We start from the raw sequence: 18295 nt of genomic DNA on the forward strand, positions 1-18295 counted from the left end.
GTGGTCGGGGTAGCCGGATTCGAACCGACGGCCTTCCGCTCCCAAAGCGGACGCGCTACCAAGCTGCGCCATACCCCGTCGACCCGATTGCGCTCGGGCCGCGTGCGGAGACTAGGCTAACCCCTGCTGCTCCGGCCGTTGTGCCGCAGGTCGACTCACGGGGCAGCGCGCGGGTGTAGCTCAATGGTAGAGCCCCAGTCTTCCAAACTGGCTACGCGGGTTCGATTCCCGTCACCCGCTCCACGGGCCCGACAGCGGCTGCCGGCGAGTTAGGCAAGGCTTCCCTTAATGGGTGTACCCTGCGTCTCGTGCTCGCCAACTACCTCATCGGACTGCGCGAAGGCCTCGAAGCCGCGCTCGTGGTCAGCATTCTGGTGGCCTACCTGGTCAAGTCCGGTCGTCGTCACCTGCTGCCGCGCATCTGGGCGGGAGTCGGGCTCGCCGTCGCGATCAGCCTCGCCTTCGGGGCCCTGCTCACCTTCGGGCCGCGGGGGCTGACCTTCCGGGCCCAGGAGCTCATCGGCGGCAGCCTGTCGATCATCGCGGTCGGCTTCGTCACCTGGATGATCTTCTGGATGGCCCGCACCGCGCGCGGACTGGCCGGCGAGTTGCGCGGCCGGATCGACCACGCCGCCGACGACGGCAGCGCCTGGGGCCTGGTCCTCATCGCCGTGCTCGCGGTGGGCCGCGAGGGTCTGGAGACCGCCCTCTTCCTCTGGGCCACCTCCCGCGCGGTCGGTTCCGGCGCCGGGTCGGCGTGGACACCGCTGCTGGGCGCCGCTGCGGGCCTGGGGACCGCCATCGCCCTGGGCTGGCTGATCTACCGCGGCGCGATCTCGATCAACCTCACCCGATTCTTCACCTGGACCGGTGTCCTGCTGGTCCTCGTCGCCGCGGGTGTCCTGTCCTACGGCATCCACGACCTGCAGGAGGCCCGATTCCTGCCCGGCCTGGACACCGTGGCCTTCGACGTCTCCGACGTCATCGACCCGAACACCTGGTACGCGACGCTGCTGAAGGGGATCTTCAACTTCACCCCGAGGACGACCGTCCTGCAGGCGGTCGCGTGGGTCCTCTACGTGGTCCCCGTCCTCACCCTCTTCGTCCTCGGCACCCGCCGACGGGCCCCCCGCCCTTCGCCCGCCACCCCCGTCACCACCGCCTAGAAAGCACCCTCGACAGATGAACCTGCGACACCTCACCACCGGCGCATCCGCTGCACTGCTCATCCCCGCCCTGGCTGCCTGCACCAGCAACTCGGCTCCGACCGGCGACAAAGGGGGCGACGCCCGGGCCATCTCCGTCACCTCCACGCAGGACGCCTGCGAGGTCTCCTCCACCCAGGTGCCGGCCGGCACGCTGACCTTCGACGTGACCAACGAGGGTTCTCAGGTCACGGAGTTCTACCTCCTCGGCGAGGACGGGCTGCGCATCGTCGGCGAGGTGGAGAACATCGGCCCGCAGCTCTCCCGCGAACTCGTGGTCAACGTGCCTGCCGGCACCTACACGACGGCTTGCAAGCCGGGCATGCGGGGCGAGGGCATCCGGGCGGACTTCACCGTCGCGACGTCCGACGACGCCGAGGTCCCGGTGTCCGACCAGGCCAGCGTCACGCAGGCGGAGGACAACTACGCCGCCTACGTGCAGGACCAGTCCGACCAGCTGCTGACCAGGACGCAGGAGTTCGTCGAGCTCTACAAGGCCGGCAAGGACGACGAGGCCAGGGAGCTGTACCCGCGGGCACGCGTGCACTGGGAGCGCATCGAGACCGTCGCCGAGTCCTTCGGTGACATCGACCCGAAGCTGGATGCCCGCGAGGCCGACCTCGAGGAGGGCCAGAAGTGGACCGGCTGGCACCGCATCGAGAAGGACCTGTGGCCGCAGGACGCGCAGGACTACACCCCGCTGACCGATGATGAGCGCGCCACCGTCGCCGACGACCTGCTGGAGACCACCACGATGCTGGACACCCGCCTGCAGGACATGACCTTCACCATCGACCAGATCTCCAACGGGTCGATCGGCCTGCTCGAGGAGGTGGCCATGGGCAAGATCACCGGCGAGGAGGAGATCTGGTCCCACACCGACCTGTGGGACTTCCAGGCGAATGTCGACGGGGCCCGCGTGGCCTACGAAGGGGTGCGGCCCGTTCTCCTGACCACGGACGAGCAGTTGGCCACCGAGCTGGACAGACGCTTCGAGGCACTGCAGGAGGAGCTCGACCGGCACCGCACGGGGAAGGACGGCTTCGTCTCCTACACCGAGCTGTCCGATTCCGATGTGCAGGCACTCGCTGACGACGTCAGCGCCCTGTCCGAGCCGCTGTCGAAGCTGACGGGGGCGATCCTGTGAGAGCTCGTCGCACACCCGACGACGAGACCGACGAGCCCCGGAGCACGGGACTTCGGCCCTCCCGTCGCGCCGCGCTCGTCGGTGGCGGCGGGCTGCTCGCCGGGGTGGGCCTGGCCGGTGGCTTCGCCGCAGGGCGGGCGGTCGCGGACGACAGCACCGGCGACGACCCGACGGTCTTCGACCTCCATGGCACCCACCAGCCGGGCATCGTGACGCCGGTGCAGGACCGGCTGCACTTCGCCGCCTTCGACGTGACCACCGAGTCCCGCGACGAGCTGGTCGAGATGCTCCGGGAGTGGACGAAGGCGGCCGATCGACTCATGCACGGCGACTCCGCGGGGCCCATCGGTCCCACCTCCGGTGACTACCGCACGCCCCCGGACGACACCGGCGAGGCAATCGGACTGCCCCCGTCCCGGTTGACGCTGACCTTCGGCTTCGGTCCGGGACTGTTCACCGACGCGGACGGCGTGGACCGCTTCGGTCTGGCCGATCGCCGCCCGGCGCTGCTCGAGCCACTGCCCCATTTCCCCGAGGACGCACTCGACCCCGAGCGCAGCAACGGCGACCTGTGCATCCAGGCGTGCGCGGATGACCCGCAGGTGGCCGTGCACGCCATCCGCAACCTCGCCAGGATCGGCTTCGGCACCGTCCGGATGCGCTGGTCCCAGCTCGGTTTCGGCAAGACGTCGAGCACGACCACCGGGGAGGAGACGCCACGCAACCTCTTCGGTTTCAAGGACGGGACCATGAACATCACCGCCGATGAGGACGCGGAGCTCGACGAGCACGTGTGGGTCGGTCCCGACGACGACCCCGACGCCGGCTGGCTGGTCGGCGGCTCCTACCTCGCGGTGCGCCGGATCAACATGCGCATCGAGACCTGGGACCGTCAGCCCCTGGGCGCCCAGGAGGAGTTCATCGGACGGACCAAGGGTGGCGGCGCACCGTTGTCCGGAGGCACGGAGCACAGCCAACCCGACTTCGACATGAAGGGATCCACCGGTCCGGTCATGCCCGAGGACTCCCACGTACGGCTGGTGCACCCGTCCCACAACGGCGGTTCGCGGATCCTGCGCCGCGGCTACAACTTCGTCGACGGGTCGACGGCTCTGGGCGATCTCGACGCCGGGCTGTTCTTCCTCGCCTACGTGCGCGACCCGGACCGGCAGTTCATCCCGATGCAGAACGCCATGGCCAAGAACGACGCGATGATGGAGTACCTGAAGTTCACCGGGTCAGCGCTGTTCGCCGTCCCGCCGGGCACCCGGAAGGGCGAGTACATCGGGCAGGCCCTCTTCACCTGATCCGACACGGGAGGCAACCCGCGTCCCCCCTCGTGCGTCTGGTTGTACATGACGTGGTGCACACGTCGTTCCGCGGGGCACCGCGCCCCCGGCCGAAGGGGAAGAGATCATGGACACTCGTCGTCAGTTCACTCGACTGGGCATCGCGGTCGTGGCCGCGGCTGCCACCGTCGCCGCCGTACCGGCGGCTGCGCCGGCCACGACCGCCGGTCCGTACTGCGGGATCTGGTGGGGGTCGACGGCCAAGTCCGCACCCACCCAGACGACCGGAACGCTGGCCGACGTGCGCTCCGGTCGGCACGCCTGCTTCGACCGGCTCGTCCTGGACGTCGACGACGTCCCGGGCGCCCCGGGGTACAGCGTGCGCTACGTCAACTCGGTGCGCACCGACGGCAGCGGCACCCGGGTCCCGCTGCGCGGAGGCGCCGACCTCCGGGTCGTGCTGCGGGCCCCGGCCCACACCAACCAGGGCGTGCCCACCTACCGGCCGACCCACCGCAGCAACCTGGTGGACGTGACGAACTACCGGACCTTCCGCCAGGTGGCGTGGGCGGGCAGCTTCGAGGGGCAGACGACCATCGGGGTGGGAGTGCGGGCACGGCTGCCGTTCCGCACCTTCGTTCTCGACGGCCCCGGTGACGGCGCCCGCCTGGTCATCGACGTCGCGCACCGCTGGTGAGCGGGGCCGCCATCGTCGGAAGGGTCGCTCCCCCGAGCGCTACCCGGTCGGATCCGACGAGCTGCCCGAGGTGCTCGACCCGAAGACGGTCCGCCAGTCGTGCGCGATGCTGACGATGGTCCACCCCTGGCGAGCACCCACGTGCGTGATCGGCTCCGAATCAGCCACGGTCTCGCCGGTGCTGACGTAGTCGAACTCACGATCTTTGTCGTCGTGGTCGACCAGGAGAGCCAGAGTGGGCCCATCGCCGGCCGCGGCCCACTCGAGCATCTCGCGGTCACCGGCCGAGTTGCCCGCCGCAAGGATCGGTCGGCGCCCCAGTTGCGTCTGGATGTTGGTGACCTTGTTCGCCCCCTCGTTCGCCCCGGCGAGCAGCCGAGCCGTGCGCCTGAGGCCGGGGCCCGTCCCGTCCGCCGACGTCGGGATGAAGTCGTAGGCGATGAGGCTGCCGACGACGTTCTGCGGCGGGACGCCGTAGACGTCATTGCTGACCGCTCGGAGGAACTCCGTGCCCCCCGCCGGTGACGATGCACACGGTGAACCCCCGGCGGCGCAGCTCCGACATGAGTTCGTGCATCGGCAGGTAGGTGTTCGATCGCAGCGGTCGTCCCAGACTCCGATGATGCGCACGGGCGAGGAACTCGCGGACCCGCGCAGTGAAGTCCTCGGGGCCCTGCCCCTCGAAGAGGCGAGTGAGCGCGTACGCGATCCGCTCCAGGCCCATCTCACCGATCGCCTCTCGGTCCTGGGCCAACAGCGCCGCGAACTCCGGCACCGTCGCCAGGCTCGGCTCCGAGAGCACAGCAGTCCTGAGCGCGTCGACGAAGAACTCGTACTGGACGTACGTCGGGCGCTCGCACCACAGCGTGCCGTCGTTGTCGAAGCAGGCGAGGCGCTGCTCACGCGGAACCGACTCGGCTGCGTCGAGGAAGGTCACGACGGCGTCGCGGGCAGGGCCGGGCCGCCACGAAGGCAGGATGTCATCACCCACGGTCGGATCCGTCCGGGGCGGACCTGCTGACGCACCGGAACCCGACGTGGCTCATGCCGGTGTCGATGGCTTGGGGCCGGCGTGCGGCCGGCCGATACCGCAGGCAGTACGAATCGGCGCACAGGTGGGAGCCGCCCTTGAGCACCTTGCGTCCGACGCGGAACTGCGGCTGCGCCGGGTCGTAGCTCGACTCGACATCGCTTCCCCGCGGGTCCTCGGGTGCACAACATGACGAGCCGGCGTCGTCGGGATGCGTCGTGCTCCACCAGTCGTCGGTCCACTCCCAGACGTTGCCGGCCGCGTCGTACAGGCCGAACCCGTTGGGCGGAAAGCTGCCGACCGGGGCAGTCCGCAGGAAGCCGCTCTCCCCGCTGCTGCGCCAGGGGAAGTCGGGGCCGTCCCAGATGTTCGCCATCAGTCGGCCCCCCGGTCGGGGCTCGTCTCCCCAGGTGTAGGCAGCGCCGTCGAGTCCGCCGCGGGCGGCGTACTCCCACTCGGCTTCTGTCGGGAGCGAAGTACCGGCCCATGCTGCATAGGCCGTGGCGTCCTCATGGGCGATGTGGACGACCGGATGGTCCAGCCGTAGGTCGATCGTGCTCTTCGGACCATTCGGGTGCTTCCAGCACGCGCCCGGCTTCCAGCGCCACCACTGGCTGAGGTGACGCAGGTCGACCGGCCCGGATGTCGGGGTGAACACCATCGACCCGGGGCGCAGGTTCGCTGCTGGAGCACCAGGGTAGTCGGCCGGGTCGAGCTCCCGCTCGGCGACGGTGACGTAGCCGGTGGCGTCCACGAACCGGGCGAACTCTGCATTGGTCACCTGGGTCGCGTCGATCGAGAACGCGCCGACGCGCACGTGGTGGACGGGGCCTTCTTCCGGGTAGTGGTCATCCGACCCCATCCGGAAGAGGCCCCCTGGCAGGTCGATCATCACGTCAACTGCTCGGGGCCCCGGCCTTGAGCTTCTCCATCACCTTGTCGATGTTGAAACTCGCCGGCTCCTGCCGGGCCGGGAACTCGGCCAGGCTGCTGATCATCTGCGCCACATAGGTCTGTGCCGGGACGAAGGTCCAGACGTGGTCGAGAACCCAGTCGTAGTAGGTGTTGGAGGTGATGTCGGCGCGCTCGTACGGATCCGTCTTGAGGTTGAACAGCTTGGGGAAGCGCAATTCGGTGAACGGCTCCGCCCAGATGCCGAGTGTCCCCGTCGCTCGTTGCTCGAGGAAGACGAACTTCCAGTTGTCGTAGCGCAAGGCCATGAGGTCGCCGTCGTCCGAGACGTAGAAGAAGTGCTGTCTCGGGCTCTGCTCCACCCGACCGGTGAGGTAGTCGAGCTGGTTGTGCCCATCGAGGTGGACCGTGTAGCTGCGCCCGGCCAGCTCGGTGCCTCGCGTGAGGCGCTCGGCGATGTCGGTGTCGCCAGCCGCGGCGAGTAGCGTGACGAACCAGTCATTGTGGCTGACGATCCCGTTGAGCACCTCCCCCGCCGGAATGTGCCCCGGCCACCGCACCATCGCCGGCACCCGGAAGGCACCCTCCCAGTTGGAGTTCTTCTCGTTGCGGAAGGGCGTCATGCCGGCGTCCGGCCAGCTGTTCATGTGCGGGCCGTTGTCGGTGGAGTACATGACGATGGTGTTCTCGGCCAAGCCGTTGTCGTCCAGGAAGTCGAGCACCGACCCGACGAGGTCGTCGTGGTCGCACATCGTGTCGTGGTACTCCGACTGCCACCTCCCGGCCCTGCCCCGGCTACCGTCCTTGATGTGCGTGCGGAAGTGCATGTGTGTCGTGTTGAGCCACAGGAAGAAGGGGGTGTCGCTGTCCTTTGCGTCGGTCATGAACCGCAGCGCCTCGGGCACGACCTCGTCGTCGATGGTCTTCATCCGCTCCCTGGTCAGGGGGCCGGTGTCCTCGACGCGCTGTGATCCGTCGGCGTTCGCCCAGGAATGGATGACGCCGCGAGGACCGAAGTTCTTCCGGAAGTTGGGGAACTCGTCCTCCGACGGGTAGTCGTCGAGTTCCGGCTCCTCCTCGGCGTTGAGGTGGTAGAGGTTGCCGAAGAACTCGTCGAAGCCATGGGCCGTCGGGAGGAACTCGTCCCGGTCGCCGAAGTGGTTCTTGCCGAACTGGCCGGTCGTGTAGCCCAACGACTTCAATGCCGTGGCGATCGTCGGGTCCTCCGCCCGCAACCCGATGTCCGCGCCCGGCATGCCGACCTTGGTCAGTCCTGTGCGATAGGGGTTCTGTCCGGTGATGAATGCCGCACGACCGGCCGTGCAACTCTGCTCTCCGTAGTAGTCGGTGAACCGCACGCCCTCGGTGGCCACTCGGTCGATGTTCGGCGTGCGATATCCCATGAGTCCGTCGGAGTAGCAACTGAGGTTGCTGATTCCGATGTCGTCGCCCCAGATGATCAGGATGTTCGGTTGATCGACCATGTTCGTCTCCGATGTCGGGTTCTGCGGTGATGGTGCCAGCGGGCGTGGAACGTTCCGGGAAGTCACTGATCGGTGTCACACGGTGCACTGATGGCCGGGCTGGCGGACGCGGTCATCGCATCCGCGGTCTCCTCGATGAGTTGTGGCGTCACGCGCCCGCCACCCGGGGCGAACGGATCCGCCAAGGTCACCACGATGAGCAGCAGGACCACCGTGAAGACGCTCGACATCGACACCAGAAAGGCCTGCGCGTGACGTCTCGCGGGCAGGGTCACGGCAAAGATGAGCATGACCACACTCGCTCCGCCTCCGATGAGCAGCACCCACAGCATCGGCGGAACCGTCGTCTCCGCTGCCACGAGTCGGATCTCCCGCGCGGTGGAGATGTTGCCGATCTGCGAGGCAAGGTTGGTCGCCGAGGCCGCGTGCAGTGCACCCGCCGCGGGCTCGTCCTCCTCGCCGAGGGAGAGGACGAGGGCGAGGTAGGTCGCATCCACCTTCGGCGACCCCACCGAGTCGTCCACCAACGAAGGCCAGTCGTGCGCCGGGACCGAGCGGGCATAGCAGATGAGCGCCCGTTGGATCCCGGGCTGCGCCTCGGGAAAGAGCTCTGCCTGGTTGTACGCCGTGCCGATCGAGGTTGCCTCGGCACCGACTGCCTGACGGGCATCGGCGAACTGCCCGAAGAGGAAGAGCACCGAGAAGCCGACGACGACACCGTAGGCGGTGGCGATGTAGGACAGGGTCGACGCCCACGAGTTGACGTGCACCTCCTTGTCGCCGAGACGCCGGCGCACGAGCAGGGACAGCCCGAAGGTCACGACGAACGCGACGAGCAGGATCAGCGCGTTGCCCGCGAAGGTGGCCATTCGCTCAGCACCCCTTTCGGATCCGGTTGCTCACGAGGCGAGGATCCGTGCCTTTTGTTCCGCGAACTCCTCGTCGGTGAGAATTCCCTGCGCCTTGAGGTTGGCCAGCTCGGTCAGCCGGTCGATGATCGCGTCTCCACTGCCCCCTGCCGACGCTGGCGGCGGCGCGGGTGACGCGGCGGCGGGAGGTGGGGCGTATTCACGCGGCCCGGCCGCCGGCGGGTAGGCCCGTGCGTCCTGGGGCGGCGAAGTGTGCCGCCTGCCGGCGCTGCACTCGTCCGTTGACTGCGCTGGCGGTCCCCGCGATGACCGCCGTGCGGGCAACGCCTCGAAGTAGTCCCGGCATGGTGTCCTCCTGGTGGATCGGTGGTGGTGGATCGATGGGCCGGTCAGCCTGCGGACTCCACTGCGTCCAGGGCGTCCAGGAGCAGCTGGGCTCGCTCGCGGCCACCCGGCCGCCCGCGGCGTCGACGGCGGTCACGAGTCCGCCGGCCCACGTGTTCTCGATGGCGATGAGCAGTCCGCTCATCCCCGGTGCGAGGGCCTCGCCCGCCTGGTCCAGGTCGGAGGTGTCGAAGAGACCACTCTGCGCGCCCGCGAAGGCCTCGAAGCCGTTGAGGCCCGGATTCACCTCGCTGAGGTCAGCCCGTGTCGCTCGTCCGGAGTCGTCCTTGCGCACGGCGGCCACGTCGAGCAACCGGATGAGGCCGCGATCGAGCACTGCGGACAACTCCGTGGCCACGTGGCTCGTGGCAGCGTGCTCGGGAAATTCGATGAGGAAGAAGTCGAGGGGCCCGAGGGCCGTTTCCTGCGTCATCGATTGCTCCTGGCGTCGTGGGCGAATGAAGGTCGAGCCTCGCACTGCACACGGTCGCCCGCATCATGCGAGATGGGTGATCACGTCGGCTGCCCCTCACGGGGGTCATGCGTGCCATCGGCTCGCCGGGCTCGTCGAACGGCCCCGGCATCAGCAGGAGCGTCCAGGTCGTCACGGACCTTCCGCCGCGGTGCTCGACCCTCATCATCGTCTGCCCCACCGAGACCGCGGGAGTCATGCTAAGTGGGTGACGTGCAGACGCTGGGCACGTGGTGGGATGTGGCGATGGATACCGATGGCGCGTCAGCAGCGGAGGTCTCGACGGTCCCCCCACCGGGAGGTCGACCGCCCGCGAGCACGCCTGCGGGGATGCTCGAGGGCGTGGCCAGCACGAGGACGCTGCGGCTCCTGCTCGGCGCCGCGGCGCTCGCCTTCCTCGCCGTCACGATCAAGGCGGCCAGCGACATCATCGGACCGTTGATGCTCGCGCTGGCGTTGACGATCGTCTTCCACCCGCTGCGCAAGCGTCTGACCCGGCGCGTGCCCGCGTGGTTGGCCTCGGTGAGTGTCGTCGTCGGCGTCTACCTGCTGCTCATCGTCCTGGGGCTGATGCTCCTCGTCTCGATCGCCCGGATGGCGCAACTGCTGCCCCAGTACCAGGCCCAGCTCAACGAACAGTTCGCCTTCATCGGCACCACCCTGAACTCGTGGGGGATCTCGCAGAGCCAGCTGGCGACGATGAAGGACTCCGTGGACACCGCCCGAGTGGCATCTGCCGCAGCCTCGGTGCTCGGCGAGTTGTTGGGCGTCCTGTCCAACTTCTTCTTCATCGTCGTCCTCCTGCTCTTCCTGGCCTTCGACGGCGCGCACACCGAGAAGCTCATGACCCATGCCCGGCGATTCCGGCCCAACGCCGTCGAGGCGATGTCCTCCTTCGCTCGGGGCACGCGGGCCTACCTGAGCGTGTCGGCCATCTTCGGGCTCATCGTCGCGGTGGTCGATACCGGCGCACTGTGGATCATGGGCGTGCCCGGCGCCTTCGTGTGGGGCGTCCTCGCCTTCGTCACCAACTTCGTCCCGAACATCGGATTCGTCATCGGTGTGGTCCCGCCGGCGCTCATCGCACTGCTCGACGGAGGGCCGACACTGATGCTGGCGGTCATCATCGTCTACAGCGTGATCAACTTCGTCATCCAGTCGATCATCCAACCGCGGGTCATCGGCAACTCGGTTGGCCTGTCGACGACGTTGACCTTCCTCTCGCTCGTCTTCTGGACCTTCATCCTCGGGCCGCTCGGGGCCATCCTCGCGGTGCCGATGAGCCTGTTGCTCCGTGCGGTGATCGTCGAGGCCGACCCCACGAGCCGGTGGGTCCTGCCGCTCGTCAGCGGTCGACTGGACCCGCCCGAGCCCGACGCGCCGGCCCCCGGCTGACGTCATCCCACCTGCATGACGCGCACACGCACGACCGGGCGTTGGCTGGCGATCAGTCACCCAGTGAGTGAGGATCCATGGACTATGCAGAGCAGCTCCGACACCTCGCCCTCGACAACCTCGACGCGGTGACCCCACTCGGGACACTCGACGCCAAGACGGGCTCGCTGGTGCGCCTGGGCGCGCTCGTCACGGTCCTGGCCGGAGTCCCCTCGATCCGGGTCGAGATCGACGCGGCCGTCGGTGCGGGGGCCACCGAGGCGGAGATCGTCGGTGTCCTCGACGCGCTGCTGCCGGTGGTGGGGCGGCCCAGGGTCGTGGCGGCCGCGCCGAAGGTGGCTCTGGCCCTGGGCTACGACGTGGACACGTTCCAGCTCCCGGGGTGAGTCGGGTCCGGTCAGTGACCGAGCAGACCGGTCTCGAGGGCCCGCTCGACCGCCGCGTTGCGAGTGGTGACGCCCAGCTTGCGGTAGATGGACCCGACCTCCGAGCTGACGGTGTTGCGTGAGATGAAGAGGCGTTCCCCGATGGCCGCCAGCGTGAGGTGTGTCTGCAGGTAGGGCAGCAACCGCAACTCCGCCGGGGTGAGGGGGACGGTCGCCACCCTCTCCACCGTGTCCACGAGCGTCGTGCGGAATCGCTGGACGTCCTCCACGAGACCACCCATGTCGGGCCGTCGCGACAGGATGTCGTCGACCTCGCGGAGGACGTGCGCCGCCGCCGTGCGGTTGCCGTTGTCGACGAAGGCCTGGGCGAGCTGTACTCGAAGACGGATCGCCACGAAGGGCAGCACGTGGGTGCTGTCGACGCGTGCACGCATCGCCCGCGACAGATATCCCTGCGCCGTCGACACGTCCTCCCGGTGTCGTGCGACTCGGGCAGCGACCGCGTAGACGAAGGCGGACAACGCGTAGCCCTCCAAGTGGTTCTCATCGACGAGGCGGACAGCCGCGTCCACTCGTGCCCGGGCCTGCGACCACGCTCCGTCCTCCATGGCCATGAGCGCCAGCTCGGACTCGCTCAACATGACGGACGTCGCCGACCCCACCTCGAGCGCGCACGTCGACGAGCGCGAGAACGCGTCTGCGGCCGCGTCCCGGTCCCCGACGAGCAGGGCTGTCGACCCGAGCGCATACAGGGCTGTGGCGCGCCACGGGCTCCACTCCCGGTCGTACGCCGCGGCGAACGCCGCGTCCTCGTGTGCTCGACGAGGACCGTGCCGACACATCACGGCACGAACGAGCGCACGGGCCGACGCGAACTCTGCTCGATCGCCGTCGGGGACCGTGTCCTCGTCGAGATCCTCGAGCAGGGCCGCCCATCGCTCCGACCCCGGAGACTTCCCCTGCAGGAGTGCAGTCCACGTCGCGATGACGAGCAGCGGCGGCGATGCCCGGATCACCGCGTCCTCGATGGTCGACAGCCACCGGGAGATCACCGTGAAGTCACCCTGTGCATAGGCAGGCACCGCCGTGGCCGCGATGAGGCTCGCCGCACGAGCCGACTTCCCGGCGGCAAGGAGGTGATCGACCGCCCAGTGCGGATGACCGTTCGCTTCGAACCACTCGGCGGCCCGCAGGTGCAGCTCGCCGACGATCTCCCCCTCGTCGCGGTGGGCCTGCGCGACCAGGAAGTCCCGGAACAGCGGATGGTAACGAATTCGGAGTCGACGACGGTCCAGTGGCACGAGGAAGAGGTTGAGCTCCTCGAGACGTCTCAGGTGCGCCGACGAGTTGGAGATCCCCACCACCGCGTCGCACACGGGAGCGGACAGCTCCTCAAGGATCGAGGTACGTCGCAGGAAGCTCTTCAGGTCGTCCGGCAAGCGGGCGAATGCCTCGAGGTGGAGGTAGTCGGAGATGGTCCGCTCATCACCGAAGAGCGACCGCGCATCTCCACCGGCGCGGACCGTCAACGCGTAGAGGAAGAGCCCGGCGGGCCACCCCTCGGAGCGAGCGACTGCCGAGGCGAGGTCGTCGTCGGACACGACGATCCCACTGTCGCTGAAGATCTGCCGAGCACCATCGGCATCGACTCGTAGGTCGTCGGTACCGATCTCGAACAGGTCCCCACACAACCGTCGCCGCGTGACGAAGGACTGCTCGTATCGACTGGTCAGGACGAGTTGGGAGCCTGCGGGCAGGTCTGCGAGAACGACCTCCAGGGCGTCCTGGCACTCATCCGAGCCCACGGCGTGCAGGTCGTCGATGAAGAACACGAAGGGTTCCGGGGCCTGACGGATCACGGCCGACAGCAAGGGCGCGGCCCCGCCCAGAACCGCGACATCGGTCCCCCGCATCTTCGGCACGACCTCTACAGCCAGTGGGCTGATGGACCTGCAGGCCATGGCCAGGACCGTCAGCAGCGAACCGGCCTCGTCGTCGTGACGATCAAGCGATGCCCACGCGACCCGACGGGTCTCCAGATGGGCCCACTCGGCAGCCATGGTGGACTTCCCGTACCCCGCCGGAGCAGTCACCGTCACGACGCGCCCCCCGCTTCGCCGCGCCGCCTCGATGAGCGGGCGTCGCGTGACCGTCCCCTGACGTGGCCGGTTGACCGTGACCTTGCTGTCGAGGGAGGCGGACTCAGGTGTCACCACTGACGACAGCGGACCCACGTGAGACATGGTCATGGCGTCCTTTTTACCACCGCAACTACCAATCCGGGCGTCGTGAACCGTGGAATCCGAGAGTCCCCAGCCGTGAACCGCTGGTCACTGCAAGGCGGAGGTCAGTCGGGCCAAGCCGTCCACCGCCGTACGCCTGGTTGGTTCCATCGCCCACTGCTCGGCCGTCAGCTCGGTGCTGAGGGTGCGGTACTCGTCCTCGACCCGGCGCATCTGCTGCACGTAGTGGCGTGATCGAACCATGAGGGAGACCTCGCAGTTCAGTCCGAACGAGCGCATGTCCATGTTGCTCGACCCGATCACCGCGACATCGTCGTCGATGCTGAAGTGCTTGGCGTGCAGGATGTACGGCGCCGGGTACTGGTAGATCCGCATACCGGCGTCGAGAAGCGGCGCATAGTACGAGCGTTGCGCGTGCCACACCAGGGCCTGGTCCCCGATCTCCGAGACGAACAGCTCCACGGTCACGCCGCGATCGATGGCGGCCATGATCCCGCGCAGCATGGACTCCTCGGGGACGAAGTACGGACTCGTGATCGCCACCCGCTCCTGCGCGGCGTAGAGCAGGCTCAGGAAGAGCTGGAGGTTGTTCTCCACGGGATAGCCGGGACCGCTGGGCACCACCTGGCACTCGAGGAGTTCGTCAGCCGAGGTCGTGGCGGTCACCGACGGCGAGTTCGTCACGGGCAGACGCTCGTCCGACTCCATGTACCAGTCGGTCGCGAACACAAGATCGACCGACGCGACGACCGGTCCCTCGATCCGGGTCATGAGGTCCTGCCACTGCAGCCCGCGCGAGAGGTTCTTCTTCTTGTTGTAGCTGCGGTCGATGAGGTTCTGGGACCCCAGGAAGGCAGTCCGTCCGTCGACCACGAGCAACTTGCGATGGTTGCGCAGATCCAGTCGCTGGTAGCGCCCCCTGAGCGGTTGTACCGGCAGCATGAGGTGCCACTGGGCTCCCATGGCGTCGAGACGGGCGATCGTCGCCGCGTAGTCACGACAGTGCGACGAGGCCCAGTGGTCCAAGAGCACACGGATGGTCACCCCACGCTCCGCGGCTGCCTCGAGCGCGTCGAAGAACGGGGCGGTGCTCTCGTCGAGCGACAGGATGTAGAACTCGACGTGCACGTAGGCCCGCGCACCGGCGATCTCCCGGGTCATCGTTGCCAGGGACTCGGCGTAGTCCCCGATGAGCGAGCCGCGGTTGCCGGCCCACAGGGGCATGGCGGTGTGCTCGTCGTTCATCCGCACCACACCGGCCCACCACGGCGGCCACCGCGAGGTGTCCGGCTCGGGCGACTGCGCGGCGTGCTCGGCGATGACCTCGTCCATCTCCTGCTGCTTCTGCAGCCGATGTCGCGGCAGCTTGGGATTGCCGATGAGCAGGAAGAGCAACCCTCCGACGACCGGGATGAAGAAGATCGCCAGGAGCCACGCCATCGCGGCCGTGGGGCGGCGGTTGGGCGGCACGTAGATCAACGCGAGGATCCGCAGGACCAGGTCCAGCAACACCAGCCCGCCGCCGAGGACGGCGATGTGGGGCACTGACATGTGTACCGCCCTTCGTCGGAGCCGGGTCCACCGCCGTGCCCGAGCGTTGGCCGTGCGCGTGGCCATTCACACTCGCACGAGCCGATCGTCCGCGCGTCCCCCAATGAGGGTGAATCGGTGGGGACGAGTGGCGACTGGTGTCGCGCGAGGCCGGGTCAGTGCGTGCTGGTGACCCGGAACTCGTGGATCGACCGGCCGGCGGCCCTGCCCTTGTCCTCGAACCCGGCACTCGGTCGCCAGTCCGGACGCTCCCCCTCGACGACCATGACGCCGCCGTGCTCCGCGAGCTGGCTGCGTACATGGTCGGCGTAGGCAGCGTGGTCGGTGGCGATGAGCAGGTGACCACCGGGGCGCAGTCGGTGCAGCAGCATGTCGAGGGTGTCCTGCTGGACGAAGCGACGCTTGGCGTGGCGCGCCTTCGGCCACGGGTCGGGGAAGAACAGGTGCACCGCCTCGAGCTGGTCCTCGCCGACGCACTGCACGAGGTACTCGATGGCGTCCCCCCGGTGCACCCGGACGTTGTCCAGCCCTTCCTCGTCGGCACGGACCATGAGCCGGGCGACCCCGGGCACGTGCACCTCGGCGGCGATGATCCCGTGGTCGGGCCGCTCGCGCGCGTAGGCGATCGTCGACTCCCCGTAGCCGGAGCCGATCTCGAGGACGACCGGCACGTCCCGACCGAAGGCCCGGGCGGGGTCGAGCGGCGTGGTCGGTACCGCGAAACGTGGCAGGAAGGTCTCCATCCGCTCCTGGGTCTGCGGGGACATCCGCCAGCGGGGGGTGAATGTGCGCACGGTCGCCCGGTGGCGCCCCTCGGCGGTCAGGGGGGTGTGCGTCAGGGGCGCCTTGTGCGGGTCGGGTTCGGAGGTGGTCACGGCCGCACAGGCTATCCCGAGCTCAGTCGCGCCAGATGATCACGGCGGCACGGTCGTCGTCGGCGCCCGCGCGACCTCCATCGACGAGGGCCTTGGCGAGCCCGGGGAAGCCCCGGGTGAGCCGGGCCTGAGCGGCACCGAGCATCCAGTCGATGCCGTCGTCGAGGTCACGACCGCGCGACTCGATGATGCCGTCGGTGTAGACGAGCAGGGCGTCCCCACGGTTGAGCACCGTGTGTGCCCGGGGGTACTCGGCCTCCGGGACGAGTCCGAGCGCCGGGCCGCGGTTGCCCTCGAGCGGGATCCAGCGGCCGGAGCCGGCGTCGTAGCGCATCGCGGGCGGGTGACCGGCCGAGGCGACCGACGCCTCCCCCGTGACCAGGTCGAGGCAGACGTGCACGGCGGTGGCGAATCCCTCGTCCCACATGTCGCGCTCGAGGAACTCGTTGGCCATCGGCAGCACCCGGTGCGGGGTGGCCGAGCCGATGACGCCCCCGAGGGCGCCGGCAAGGACGAGCGCACGGGTCCCGGCCGCCTGTCCCTTGCCGCTGACGTCGGCGAGGACCATCTCGAGCTGACGACCGCAGCGACTGCCCGAGGTGATGCTGAAGTCGCCCGCGAAGGCGTCCCCGTGGGCGGTCGCGAAGGAGCGCTCCGCGTGCCACCCGGCCGGCAGCCGTGGGATGTCGCCCATCGCACGCAGGCGGGAGCGCAGGTCCCCGAGCATCCGATCCCCCTCGAAGGTGGCTGCACCGTGGTGCGAGCGCGAGGTGGCGACGGCGTACATCAGCGCGAGGGAGACGATCAGTGGGAGGGTGCCGCCCATTCCGTCACCGGAGAAGGCGAGGGACCATGCGACACAGGCGAGGACGACACCGAAGACCATCCGGACCTGCTGCAGGGTGCACAGCGTGGTCGCCAGGAGGCACACGGGCACCAACGTCACGAGCGGGATGGTGGCGGTCCAGGTCTGGTGCGCGGCGGCGATCGCGAGAACGGTCATCAGGACCGTCAGCAGCAGGGCCGTCCCCTCGAGCCGTGGCAGCGACCGCGGCAACCACCGTCGCTCCGCCCACGCGGGAATGCGGCTCGGCAGGATCGCAGACACGCTCTACTCCCCCGGTCGTCCGGCGCCCCACCAAGTGGTGGGACCTGACCGCACCATAAGCGCCGACAGGCCGTCTGTGAAGTGGCCGTGACCGATCGGAAACCTCGCGAGCACCCGTGTCAGGAGTGCGATTTCGACCTCAGGGCAGCGGTGGGAGGGTGCCGTCCACCTCGAAGGCACTCACCATGTCGATGCGCCGCTGGTGACGGTCCTCGCCCGTGAAGTCGGTCGTGAGGAAGACCTGCACCATCTCCTTGGCCTCGGCGAGTGACTGCATCCGGCCGCCCATCGACAGCACCTGGGCATCGTTGTGCTCACGGGCCAGACGGGCCAGCTCCGCGTTGTAGCACAAGGCAGCCCGGATGCCGGAGACCTTGTTGGCGGCCATCTGCTCGCCGTTGCCGGAACCCCCCAGGACGATCCCGCGGCTGCCCGGGTCGTCAGCCACGGCCCGGGCGGTCCGCAGCACGAAGACGGGGTAGTCGTCGACGGCGTCGTACTCGAAGGGGCCGTGGTCGGTCACCTCGTGGCCCTCCGCCGCGAGGAAGGTGAGCAGCTCCTGGTGGAGGTCGAAGGCCGCGTGGTCGCCGCCGATGTGAACGCGCAAAGATCTCTCCGGTGTGGGAAGGGGGTGGACTCGGTCAGTCGAAGATCGGGCCGCGGGTGCGGGTGCGCTTCAGCTCGAAGAACCCCTCGGTACCGGCGACGAGGACGCAGCCGTCGAACAGTCGCCCGGCAGCCTCCCCCTTCGGAGCAGGCGAGACGACGGGACCGAAGAAGGCGACCTCACCGACGGAGATCACCGGCGTACCCACGTCGTCACCGACGAGGCCGATGGCGCGGTCGTGGCTCCGGCGCAGGAAATCGTCGTGCTCGTCGCTGTCCGCGGCCTCGACCAGCTCGGTCGGTAGGCCGACCTCGGCGAGCGCCTCGGCGGTGGCGGCACGGAAGTCCTGTTGCTCCCCCAGGTGCAGCCGGGTACCGATCGCGTCGTACAGCGGCTTGGTGACCTCGTCGCCGTGGGCCTTGCGCGCGGCCGCGATGACCCGCACCGGGGTCCAGCCCCGCTGCATCAGGTCGCGGTAGTCGTCGGACAGGTCGCGCCCCTCGTTGAGCACCGACAGACTCATCTGCGACCAGGTGATCTCGACGTCGCGGACCCGCTCGACCTCCATCAGCCACCGAGAGGTCATCCATGCCCACGGGCACAGGGGGTCGAACCACATTTCCACGGACTGCTTCGGCATG

At 68.7% G+C, this 18295-nt stretch carries 19 protein-coding genes and 2 tRNA genes; 7 read left to right on the top strand and 14 right to left on the bottom strand.

What is annotated here, in order from left to right; translation table 11 throughout:
* Position 1: 1 nt before the first annotated feature.
* A tRNA-Pro gene (locus tag V1351_RS10645) sits at positions 2-78 on the bottom strand.
* 91 nt (positions 79-169) lie between these two features.
* Here V1351_RS10645 and V1351_RS10650 point away from each other — a divergent pair.
* The 5 genes from V1351_RS10650 (at position 170) to V1351_RS10670 (ending at position 4338) form a co-directional block, all read left to right on the top strand.
* A tRNA-Gly gene (locus V1351_RS10650) sits at positions 170-243 on the top strand.
* 65 nt (positions 244-308) lie between these two features.
* Positions 309-1166: an iron uptake transporter permease EfeU gene (gene efeU / locus V1351_RS10655; RefSeq protein ID WP_338748124.1), complete on the top strand. Its 858-nt coding sequence runs from the start codon at positions 309-311 to the stop codon at positions 1164-1166.
* Between the two features lie 16 nt (positions 1167-1182).
* Positions 1183-2352 carry an iron uptake system protein EfeO gene (gene efeO, locus V1351_RS10660; RefSeq protein WP_338748125.1) on the top strand — a complete coding sequence of 390 codons (1170 nt, stop codon included), beginning with the start codon at positions 1183-1185 and terminating at the stop codon, positions 2350-2352.
* Positions 2349-3659, top strand: a complete 1311-nt coding sequence (gene efeB / locus V1351_RS10665; protein ID WP_338748126.1) for an iron uptake transporter deferrochelatase/peroxidase subunit — start codon at positions 2349-2351, stop codon at positions 3657-3659. Before efeO ends, efeB begins: the two co-directional genes overlap by 4 nt.
* A gap of 109 nt (positions 3660-3768) precedes the next feature.
* Entirely contained in the window at positions 3769-4338 is a 570-nt protein-coding gene (locus tag V1351_RS10670; RefSeq protein WP_338748127.1) for an AMIN-like domain-containing (lipo)protein, read from the top strand.
* A 39-nt stretch (positions 4339-4377) separates the two neighbouring features.
* Here V1351_RS10670 and V1351_RS10675 read toward each other — a convergent pair whose 3' ends face one another.
* The 7 genes from V1351_RS10675 to V1351_RS10705 form a co-directional block, all read right to left on the bottom strand.
* Positions 4378-4608: a hypothetical protein gene (locus V1351_RS10675; protein ID WP_338748128.1), complete on the bottom strand. Its 231-nt coding sequence runs from the start codon at positions 4606-4608 to the stop codon at positions 4378-4380.
* 211 nt (positions 4609-4819) lie between these two features.
* Positions 4820-5329 (bottom strand): HAD family hydrolase, encoded by a 510-nt coding sequence (locus V1351_RS10680; RefSeq protein ID WP_338748130.1) that lies wholly within the window; start codon positions 5327-5329, stop codon positions 4820-4822.
* On the bottom strand, positions 5322-6260 hold the full coding sequence (locus tag V1351_RS10685) for a formylglycine-generating enzyme family protein (RefSeq protein ID WP_338748131.1): 939 nt from the start codon (positions 6258-6260) through the stop codon (positions 5322-5324). The genes V1351_RS10680 and V1351_RS10685 overlap by 8 nt, the downstream gene beginning before the upstream one ends.
* 4 nt (positions 6261-6264) lie before the next feature.
* A complete protein-coding gene (locus tag V1351_RS10690) occupies positions 6265-7764 on the bottom strand; it encodes an arylsulfatase (protein ID WP_338748132.1) in 1500 nt (499 codons plus the stop codon).
* 62 nt (positions 7765-7826) lie between these two features.
* Positions 7827-8633 (bottom strand): hypothetical protein, encoded by an 807-nt coding sequence (locus tag V1351_RS10695; protein WP_338748133.1) that lies wholly within the window; start codon positions 8631-8633, stop codon positions 7827-7829.
* 30 nt (positions 8634-8663) lie between these two features.
* Positions 8664-8762, bottom strand: a complete 99-nt coding sequence (locus V1351_RS10700) for an SHOCT domain-containing protein (RefSeq protein ID WP_338752520.1) — start codon at positions 8760-8762, stop codon at positions 8664-8666.
* A 70-nt stretch (positions 8763-8832) separates the two neighbouring features.
* Positions 8833-9450 carry a DUF6325 family protein gene (locus V1351_RS10705; protein ID WP_338748134.1) on the bottom strand — a complete coding sequence of 206 codons (618 nt, stop codon included), beginning with the start codon at positions 9448-9450 and terminating at the stop codon, positions 8833-8835.
* 381 nt (positions 9451-9831) lie between these two features.
* Here V1351_RS10705 and V1351_RS10710 point away from each other — a divergent pair, with 381 nt between their 5' ends.
* A complete protein-coding gene (locus V1351_RS10710) occupies positions 9832-10884 on the top strand; it encodes an AI-2E family transporter (protein ID WP_338748135.1) in 1053 nt (350 codons plus the stop codon).
* A 77-nt stretch (positions 10885-10961) separates the two neighbouring features.
* Positions 10962-11270: a carboxymuconolactone decarboxylase family protein gene (locus V1351_RS10715; RefSeq protein ID WP_338748136.1), complete on the top strand. Its 309-nt coding sequence runs from the start codon at positions 10962-10964 to the stop codon at positions 11268-11270.
* 11 nt (positions 11271-11281) lie between these two features.
* Here the strand turns inward: V1351_RS10715 and V1351_RS10720 are convergent, their stop codons facing one another.
* The 6 genes from V1351_RS10720 to V1351_RS10745 form a co-directional block, all read right to left on the bottom strand.
* Positions 11282-13486 (bottom strand): helix-turn-helix transcriptional regulator, encoded by a 2205-nt coding sequence (locus V1351_RS10720; protein ID WP_338748138.1) that lies wholly within the window; start codon positions 13484-13486, stop codon positions 11282-11284.
* A 114-nt stretch (positions 13487-13600) separates the two neighbouring features.
* Positions 13601-15064, bottom strand: coding sequence for a cardiolipin synthase (cls, locus tag V1351_RS10725; protein ID WP_338748139.1), 1464 nt, complete (start codon positions 15062-15064; stop codon positions 13601-13603).
* Positions 15065-15219: 155 nt separating this feature from the next.
* On the bottom strand, positions 15220-15939 hold the full coding sequence (trmB, locus tag V1351_RS10730; protein ID WP_338748140.1) for a tRNA (guanosine(46)-N7)-methyltransferase TrmB: 720 nt from the start codon (positions 15937-15939) through the stop codon (positions 15220-15222).
* 22 nt (positions 15940-15961) lie between these two features.
* A complete protein-coding gene (locus V1351_RS10735) occupies positions 15962-17047 on the bottom strand; it encodes a PP2C family protein-serine/threonine phosphatase (protein ID WP_338748141.1) in 1086 nt (361 codons plus the stop codon).
* A gap of 139 nt (positions 17048-17186) precedes the next feature.
* Positions 17187-17654, bottom strand: coding sequence for a ribose-5-phosphate isomerase (locus V1351_RS10740; RefSeq protein WP_338748143.1), 468 nt, complete (start codon positions 17652-17654; stop codon positions 17187-17189).
* 34 nt (positions 17655-17688) lie between these two features.
* Positions 17689-18294, bottom strand: coding sequence for a DsbA family protein (locus V1351_RS10745; RefSeq protein WP_338748144.1), 606 nt, complete (start codon positions 18292-18294; stop codon positions 17689-17691).
* Between the last annotated feature and the right edge of the window lies 1 nt (position 18295).

This window comes from Janibacter sp. A1S7 (assembly GCF_037198315.1).
Classification (GTDB): Bacteria; Actinomycetota; Actinomycetes; order Actinomycetales; family Dermatophilaceae; genus Janibacter; species Janibacter alittae.

Excerpts from the sequence above, each read along its gene's own strand:
- efeO (WP_338748125.1), top strand. The coding sequence starts at position 1,183 with ATGAACCTGCGACACCTCACCACCGGCGCATCCGCTGCACTGCTCATC.
- V1351_RS10670 (WP_338748127.1), top strand. The coding sequence starts at position 3,769 with ATGGACACTCGTCGTCAGTTCACTCGACTGGGCATCGCGGTCGTGGCC.
- V1351_RS10675 (WP_338748128.1), bottom strand. The coding sequence starts at position 4,608 with ATGCTCGAGTGGGCCGCGGCCGGCGATGGGCCCACTCTGGCTCTCCTG.
- V1351_RS10685 (WP_338748131.1), bottom strand. The coding sequence starts at position 6,260 with ATGATCGACCTGCCAGGGGGCCTCTTCCGGATGGGGTCGGATGACCAC.
- V1351_RS10690 (WP_338748132.1), bottom strand. The coding sequence starts at position 7,764 with ATGGTCGATCAACCGAACATCCTGATCATCTGGGGCGACGACATCGGA.
- V1351_RS10695 (WP_338748133.1), bottom strand. The coding sequence starts at position 8,633 with ATGGCCACCTTCGCGGGCAACGCGCTGATCCTGCTCGTCGCGTTCGTC.
- V1351_RS10705 (WP_338748134.1), bottom strand. The coding sequence starts at position 9,450 with ATGACGCAGGAAACGGCCCTCGGGCCCCTCGACTTCTTCCTCATCGAA.
- V1351_RS10715 (WP_338748136.1), top strand. The coding sequence starts at position 10,962 with ATGGACTATGCAGAGCAGCTCCGACACCTCGCCCTCGACAACCTCGAC.
- cls (WP_338748139.1), bottom strand. The coding sequence starts at position 15,064 with ATGTCAGTGCCCCACATCGCCGTCCTCGGCGGCGGGCTGGTGTTGCTG.
- V1351_RS10745 (WP_338748144.1), bottom strand. The coding sequence starts at position 18,294 with ATGCCGAAGCAGTCCGTGGAAATGTGGTTCGACCCCCTGTGCCCGTGG.